This window comes from Candidatus Lernaella stagnicola, assembly GCA_030765525.1.
GTDB classification, from domain to species: domain Bacteria; phylum Lernaellota; class Lernaellaia; order Lernaellales; family Lernaellaceae; genus Lernaella; species Lernaella stagnicola.
Window position 1 is genome coordinate 1 of the sequence record JAVCCK010000013.1, and the last position, 7,231, is coordinate 7,231.

Annotated in this window: 7 protein-coding genes; 6 read left to right on the forward strand and 1 reads right to left on the reverse strand. The window is 56.4% G+C overall.

What is annotated here, in order from left to right:
• From P9L99_06940 to P9L99_06965, 6 genes are all read left to right on the forward strand, one after another.
• Positions 1–1,485 (forward strand): hypothetical protein (locus P9L99_06940; protein ID MDP8223077.1); only part of this gene is annotated, 1,485 nt, incomplete at its 5' end.
• A complete protein-coding gene (locus tag P9L99_06945) occupies positions 1,486–1,983 on the forward strand; it encodes a hypothetical protein (GenBank protein MDP8223078.1) in 498 nt (165 codons plus the stop codon). It abuts the gene before it with no gap.
• Positions 1,980–2,336 (forward strand): hypothetical protein, encoded by a 357-nt coding sequence (locus P9L99_06950; protein ID MDP8223079.1) that lies wholly within the window; start codon positions 1,980–1,982, stop codon positions 2,334–2,336. The genes P9L99_06945 and P9L99_06950 overlap by 4 nt, the downstream gene beginning before the upstream one ends.
• 51 nt (positions 2,337–2,387) lie before the next feature.
• Positions 2,388–3,353 (forward strand): FRG domain-containing protein, encoded by a 966-nt coding sequence (locus P9L99_06955; GenBank protein MDP8223080.1) that lies wholly within the window; start codon positions 2,388–2,390, stop codon positions 3,351–3,353.
• A 138-nt stretch (positions 3,354–3,491) separates the two neighbouring features.
• Positions 3,492–3,623, forward strand: coding sequence for a hypothetical protein (locus P9L99_06960; GenBank protein MDP8223081.1), 132 nt, complete (start codon positions 3,492–3,494; stop codon positions 3,621–3,623).
• A gap of 102 nt (positions 3,624–3,725) precedes the next feature.
• Entirely contained in the window at positions 3,726–6,932 is a 3,207-nt protein-coding gene (locus tag P9L99_06965; GenBank protein ID MDP8223082.1) for a DNA adenine methylase, read from the forward strand.
• Positions 6,933–6,985: 53 nt separating this feature from the next.
• Here P9L99_06965 and P9L99_06970 read toward each other — a convergent pair.
• A partial coding sequence (locus P9L99_06970) for a hypothetical protein (protein ID MDP8223083.1) occupies positions 6,986–7,231 on the reverse strand: 246 nt, incomplete at its 5' end.

Below are 7,231 nucleotides of genomic sequence, written 5' to 3' on the forward strand. Positions count from 1 at the left end.
ATCCTGCCCCAGGTGGGCGCGCCGCTGCCGGAAGACGAATATTACGACGACATTCTGAAGGCCATCAAATCGGTGAACCATCACCTGGGCGACAAAGATTTCAACGAGACGTCCATCGACAATGCGTGGAAACACAAGGACAAGCTATCGAAACTATTCAAACATGAAGATGCGGAAATCCGCCGCATGGCCGAGGACTACATCGCCAAGATCGAGGAGATGCATTCTTCGTTTGTCGATGCGGTCAACGGCAAGGGGCCGGGCAAGAAAGTTTCCAAGTTCGTCCAGTACCTCAGGAAATCAGAGCCGAAAGCGGCGCAGGCCGTGAAGCCCAAAGGAATGGTGGTCCGCAAGGGCAAGGTATTGATGCAGAAGCGCACGAACACGGCGGGCGAGATCATCACCGACGGCACTGAGCACGATCTGACCTCGATCTTTCATCGTTCCATGACCGGCGGCACGCAATTCGAGATCGAATTCGAGGACGGCGTCACGGCGATCTACCGCCCCTGGGCTGGAAACAAGAACATTTTCGCAACGGCAGGGGAAATGGAGATTCGCGTGGACGGCGCGTGTACTCCGGAAATTGTGGAAAAAGCCCTTGAGAAGATCGAACGTTTGGGCCTGAATGCTTCCCCGGCGAGCATAGAGGACGCGGAGTTCATGTACTTGCAGAAACAGGCATACATTCAGGGCATCGACAAATCGCCCCGATTCAAAAAGGCGATGACGACGGCTGAAGGCCTCAAGACGAAGCAAGGCCAGGTCAAGATTCTGCGGCAATTCTGGAACGCCGAACTGGGCGTGGATGACGTGACGAAGCTGCCTCATTACGATCCCTTCGGCAGTTTCCAGCACGCCACGCGGGGTAAGATCGAGGGCGCGGGACGCCGGGTGCAAATGCGGTTCGATATCTCGGAAGCTGAGTTGGATCGTGATCTAGCCGGGCATTCATTGAAGCACCGATTGACGAATGACGGCGACATGGCCGACTTTATCAATCAGGCGCTCGACAACAACGGCGCAATGGTTTCCACCATCGAAAAGATGCGCCTTGGAATCACGCCCGGCGGCATGTCTCCCACATCAGACATGGAATCCGGCGGCGCCTCGTATTTCTTCACGCGGATTCGCAAGACGCCGACGGCGGCGAGGACCGGCGAACCGGGGCTTTATTTCAAGCGGAAATTGCTGCGCCGGATGGACTCGATTACCTACGATCATGACAAGTTCGGCCGCTGCACCGGCGACGAGGTCCGAAAGAACAGAAAAGCCTTTCTCAAGGACTGGAAACGGATCGTGGACCGGGACACCAGTGACGAGACGATCTTTAAGTACACGGTGACCCTGCTAGACAACTTGGAGAGCATCGTTGCCAAAAGTTCTTCAGAACGGTCGGCGGTACTCGCAGCGTTCAAGAAACGAGGCATAACCCGATTGCCGGATGGACGGAAGATCGAAGATATCGTGTTTGTGAGGCGATAAATGGCGAAGATCGATTTGAAGGCGGAAGTGGAAAGAGTCCAAGGCATTCTGGATGGCATCACCCGGAATGGCTTCTGGTATGTCGTGTTTTTCGAAGGCGGCGACACACTGACCTTCCATCCGTACCGGTTGGAGGTTCTCGGCGCGAAGCCCGTGATTGGCTCCGACGGCTCGGTGAAGTCCTGGATGTATGCGATTCTGATGATCGACCGGGGCTTCGTCGATTTCGGGGCGAGCATGCATGGCAACCATTTGCATTTCGTTGAGCGGCTCGAATGGGTGCGCGGCGGCAGCGGTCGCATCTACGCCGCCTGGATGTGGGATGAAAACGGCGTCAAGATTGGGATCAACGAGATCGACGCGTCCGAGAATCCGGAACTGGCCGAGGATTGGGCGGCCTACACGAAGCGATTGAAAAAGATGGAACAGCGAGTTCAGGACTGCCTGGAGACGATCCGAGACGAATTTGGCTCCATGACGGAGGCGCGTTTCCGATGAAGCTGCGGTACATGATCGATTACGTTTATGACGAGAAGCGTTTTGAAAAGGGCCTTGATCCCTACGTGCCCGCAGGGCTGTGGGTCGTCACCCCAACGGGTTTTGACTTTGGATACCTGCCGGGTTTTGAAGAACGCGAGGATGAGGTCAACTGGATGCTCAACGATTGGATCGAGCAGGGAGTCACACCCTGGCGCAACGAGGGCTTTCTCGAATATTGGCAGGAGAGCCGCTCATCCTATCGCGGCGCGTTTGGCGAGATCGTGGAGACCGACGAGTACGAAAACTCCGGCAAGTGCATCGATGCCATTCTGAACCATCGTCTTGAACGCATGAAGAGTAATTCGCAGTAGCAATCATCAATTATCCGTTATAGACTTACGCGGACCAAACGGGGGACCATGATGAAAGTACTGCTGCCACCGGACCACACGACTGAACCACCCTTTGCGCGAGGCTTGAACTGGCACCAGCCTATTCCAGTTACTTCCTGGGACCAGCTTCTCCGGATATTGGATACCGCAAAAAAACATAATGAAGCAATTTGCAAACAGACAGCTGGGGGTTACAAGGGGCGTTACATTTTTAGAGGACAGGCGCTTTTCTACGAAATGGTTGAGCCTCGACTAATTCCAAAACTGTACCGGCGAAAAATTTGGTATGTTCAGGAACTTCGATTTCTTGCCAAATATTTCGATGGCCTTGCAAGTATCAATTTGCCGTGGCTTCCATCGCTGACCTATCTTCAAAAACTTGCCGTAGCACAACACTATGGGCTGCCAACTCGTCTGCTTGATTTCACCAGGGATCCGTTCATCGGGTTGTACTTTGCTGTCAAAGACGATGTCGTTGTGCCCACCGCATTGGATGGTCTCGATTTTTCCAAGGAACCAGATGTTGAAGTTGGGATGGATGACGTTGTTGCAGCAATTCACTGTTTATCCGTTTCGGACCTTAGAGTCGAGGAAGCTGCCGACCTCCTTGGACGAGCCGCAAGTGACAGTATGAATATGCCAGCTGGCCCTGTTTGCGAGTTCATTCCGATGGAGGTCGAGGTCAATAGCTGTCCAAGAATTGCCCGGCAAGCTGGCACATTTATCGCGTCAAACGCACCTGAGCAAGATTTCAAAGAGATACTTCGGAACATCCAGCGAGCTGGTGCCCCGTGGAGATATATAGAATTTCAAATTACGCGCCGGGTTCAGTACGAAGCGCGCATTTGGCTTCAGGCTCAGGGTCTTACAGATCAATCTCTATTCGGCCATCAAGACGCTGAGGAAGTAAAGCTTGAAGAATTATGCAAAAACATCCTGACTGAGTATCACGCATTCATAAACGAATCATTGCCAATTGGGCTTAAAGTGCCCTAAGTCAATTTCTGGGCTCAAGAGCGGAAGGTTTGAGCAAGTCTATCGTCAGAAAACGAGTTTGGATGTCGCAAGTTCTTCCGACAAATTTGCACACCTCACCATCTTGTTAAGCCGATCCCGGTCCCATATTCTACCCACATGAAAAAGCTGTTCGCGTACATCGAAAAGCTCGTGGCCGAAGGGTTCTTCGGGACTCTGACGCTGAGTTTCCAGAACGGCAAGCTCTCGAACGTGAAGGTCGAGCGGAGCCTGAAGCCGACCGACCTGTGACAACCGCATAGACCTTCGGGGTCGTCGAAACCATCGAGCCCCGGTGAAGTTGGGATGAAACACGCCCGCTTCGCCGGGGCTTTTGTTTTTTAGGGAGTAATCGTGGCGCTGCAAACCGACATGAACCGGCTGACTTTCCTGCTCGAAGCGGAAGCGGAGCTTGCGCTATTCGGCGACGAGCAACTGTCCGCGCAGGGAGCCTCCGAGCAGCGCCGGTACGTCACCAACTACATCGGCTCCAAGCAAAAGCTGATCGACTTCATCTGGGAAAATACGCCGGAAGACGCCCGCGCCGTGGCCGACCTGTTTTCCGGTTCCTCGGTCGTCGGCTTCATGTTCAAGCAAAAAGGCAAGGCTGTCACCTCCAACGACAAGCTGCGGTACTGCTTCCACATCGCCCGCGCCATTATCGAAAACCCCGGCGAGACGATCACCGATGAGGAGATCGCGGCGCTCCTGGCCGACAACCCGCAGGCGGGGGACTTCGTCCGTAAACACTTCGCGGGAATCTATTTCGCCGAGGGCGTCCACGGGATCATCGATTCCATCCGCGCCAACATCGACAAGCTGGGCGACAGCGGCTTTAAACGCGACATCGCACTCTTCGCCCTGGGAAAGTCGTGCATCACCGGCAAGGGCGGCTTCGGTCATTTCGGGACGACCATCCCTCACGGCGACCGGCAGGACAATCCGGAGCGATTCAAGCAGCGGTTCTCGGACAACGTCCATACGATCAATTCTCTCGCCTTCGACAACGGCCAACCGTGCCATGCGGCGTGCGGCGACATTATGGAAGTCGGCCCGCAAGTAAAAGCCGATCTCGCATACTTCGACCCGCCCTACGCCACGCATTTCTCGCAGACCAACTACGAGCGGTCCTACCACTTCATCGAAGGTTTGATGACGAATTGGGACGGCAAGGAAATCATCGAGGGCACCAAGACGAAAATCTACCGGATCGAGAAGTCCGGCATGACCAAAACGAATGCCGCCAACTTCTTCCGAGATTTCCTCGGGGCGTGCGTCCACATTCGCAACTGGATCATCAGCTACCGCGACCAGGCGTACCCGTCCGAGCCGGAAGTGAAGCGGATCATCGGCGACTTGGGCCGCGATGTTTCCCTCAAGAGCAAGGACCACCACTACCAGATCAGCGCCAAGCATGGCGATGCGTCGAACGCCAAGGAGCACCTGTTCCTGTGTTCTGCGAAGCAGGCAGCACAGGAAATGGACGAAGCCGCCGACCGGCACGAGTTGGGAATGGCCTCGCTGGGCGACTGCGACCTCGACCTTCTGTCGGCATTTGCGGCCGACGACAAGGTCCGGGTCTCGCCGTACATGGGCAGCAAGTATTTCGCGCTGGACTGGATTTGGAAGAACTGCCCGCAGGACGCCAAGTCCATGCTGGACGCTTTTTCCGGCGGCGGAAACGTAGCATACTTCTTCAAGCGCAAGGGGCTGACGGTCTACGCCAGCGACCGGATGCATTACCCGTGGCATATCGCCCGGGCGGTGGTCGAGAACCAGACTGACACCGTCTCCGACGAGGAGATCGAGGCGCTTCTCGCGGACAATTCCGATGCCGGGAACTTCTGCGAGAAGACGTTCACCGATTACTACTTCACGCCGCAGATTCTGCACTTCCTGGATAACACCTGGGCCAACGCCCAGAAACTCGCGGGCTACAAGAAGGACATCGCGCTTTTTGCGATGGGCTACGCCTGCATGACCAAGGCGCGGTTCGGCGAATTCGGCCGCAGCAAGAAGGGCATGACCGGCAAGCCCGAGGACGAATCGAAGCGTGACACGAGTCTCGGCGAAATCCCGATTGAGGATTTCCGGGATTTGTTCGTGAAGAACGTCCGCAAGATCAACAATCTCGTGTTCGATTCCGGGACGCCGTGCAAGGCGTTTTGCGGGGAAGTCCGGGAAATCCTGCCGAAACTCGACGTGGACCTGGTCTACGCCGATCCGCCCTACATCACCGAGTTCGGGGCCAACGACTACGAAGGCAAGATGCACTTCGTCGAGGGCCTCATGACCATGTGGGCGGGCAAGCAGATCCGCGACAACGCCCGCCGCGATTACGAATCCGGCACCAAGTACAACAAGGAGACCATCGCGGCGCTGATCGGCGACGTGGTCGAGGGCGCCCGCGCGAAGTCGATCCTCATGTCCTATCGGGACAAGGCGTATCCCCGCGAACCGGAAGTGGTCGAGATGCTCAAGAAGCGATTCGGCCAGGTCGCGGTGAAGCGCATGGACGTGCGCTACAACATCGCCCGCTACGGCGCGCCGGGCGGCGGGGCCGACGCCCAGGAACTGCTTTTCGTGGCGAGTGGTCCACTCGCGGCGCAAGCCAACACTCACGCCAATTTCCACACCCGGATCACCGGGCAAGTCATCACCAGATCGCTGATCGCCCAGGCTCAGACCGACGAGGGCGACAAGCGGTTTTCTTTTATCCTGACCCACGTCGGGACCAACAAGAACGGCGACCACTTCACCGAGGAGGAATGCCGCAAGGCCTTCCAGTCGGTGGTCGGCACGAAGATCGACGTCGCCCACAGCCAGGATTTCCGCGACATCGTCGGCGGCGTGGTCTCGTCCGAATACGTCGAGGACAGTGAGAAAAGCCGGATCGAATGCGTGGGCGAGATTTACACCGGCGTCACCGAAGCGGCGCGCCAGGCCTACGCCCTCGTCCGCAAGGGGATCATCAAGCAGGTCTCGATGGAGTGCGATTACGCCGAGGGCGAGTGCTCGATCTGCGGCAAGCGGGTCAAGAGCAAAGCCGAGTACTGCGTCCACCTCAAGAACTACAAGGGCGGCGCGTATCAGGGAAAGCCGTGCTTCGAGATTCTGCACGGCGTCGTGTTCACCGGGGTGGGCCTGCTCGACAAGAAAGGCGCGGACGAAAACGCGCGGATCAAGAAGGTTGCCAGCTATCAGAAGGAGAAACTCATGGCCGACAAGACCAAGCAGAGCAAAGGCCAGGACGAATTCCTGGACCAGGAAGATCCGGGCGGGGAGGCTCCGGCAGAGGAGCCGTCGACCGACAACCCGGACACGGAACTGAAGCGGCTGCGGGCCGAAAACAAGAAGCTCAAGAAGCAGCTTGAGGACGCCCAGCAGCGGATTTCGGAACTTGAGACCGAACAGGCGGCGGCCGCAAGACGCGCCAAAGCCGAGGCGGTCCTCAAAAAATGGGAAGGCAAAGGCCGCGCCTTCGATAACGACGAGGCGCGCACGGCGCTTGACCCTCGCAAAACCCGGAAAAAAATTATCAGGAAACGAATAACTGGCTGAAGCGAGCTAAGTGCTTGAAATCACGCGATTCATCCGAGAGCTTATCCGATGGTTTATCCGAGGGCCGTCCGATGGTCGTCCGATGGTCGTCCGATGTCGTCCGATCGGATAAACGTCGGACGAACCCTCAAATCAAAAAGTGTGCCAAAATCGCTTTTTTCTGTGAGCACGGGGTGGAAGTTTTTTACAGAAAACTTTGCCACCTGTTTGTTGGTGCGCGAAAATTGGAGATGCGAAGGGGGATTACAGAGCTTGAGCGTGCTCGGGAAGGTCAAGGTTTGAAGCAAGTTCGGGCTCCG

Coding starts and splice junctions, on each gene's coding strand:
- P9L99_06945 (MDP8223078.1), top strand. CDS start 1,486: ATGGCGAAGATCGATTTGAAGGCGGAAGTGGAAAGAGTCCAAGGCATT.
- P9L99_06950 (MDP8223079.1), top strand. CDS start 1,980: ATGAAGCTGCGGTACATGATCGATTACGTTTATGACGAGAAGCGTTTT.
- P9L99_06955 (MDP8223080.1), top strand. CDS start 2,388: ATGAAAGTACTGCTGCCACCGGACCACACGACTGAACCACCCTTTGCG.
- P9L99_06960 (MDP8223081.1), top strand. CDS start 3,492: ATGAAAAAGCTGTTCGCGTACATCGAAAAGCTCGTGGCCGAAGGGTTC.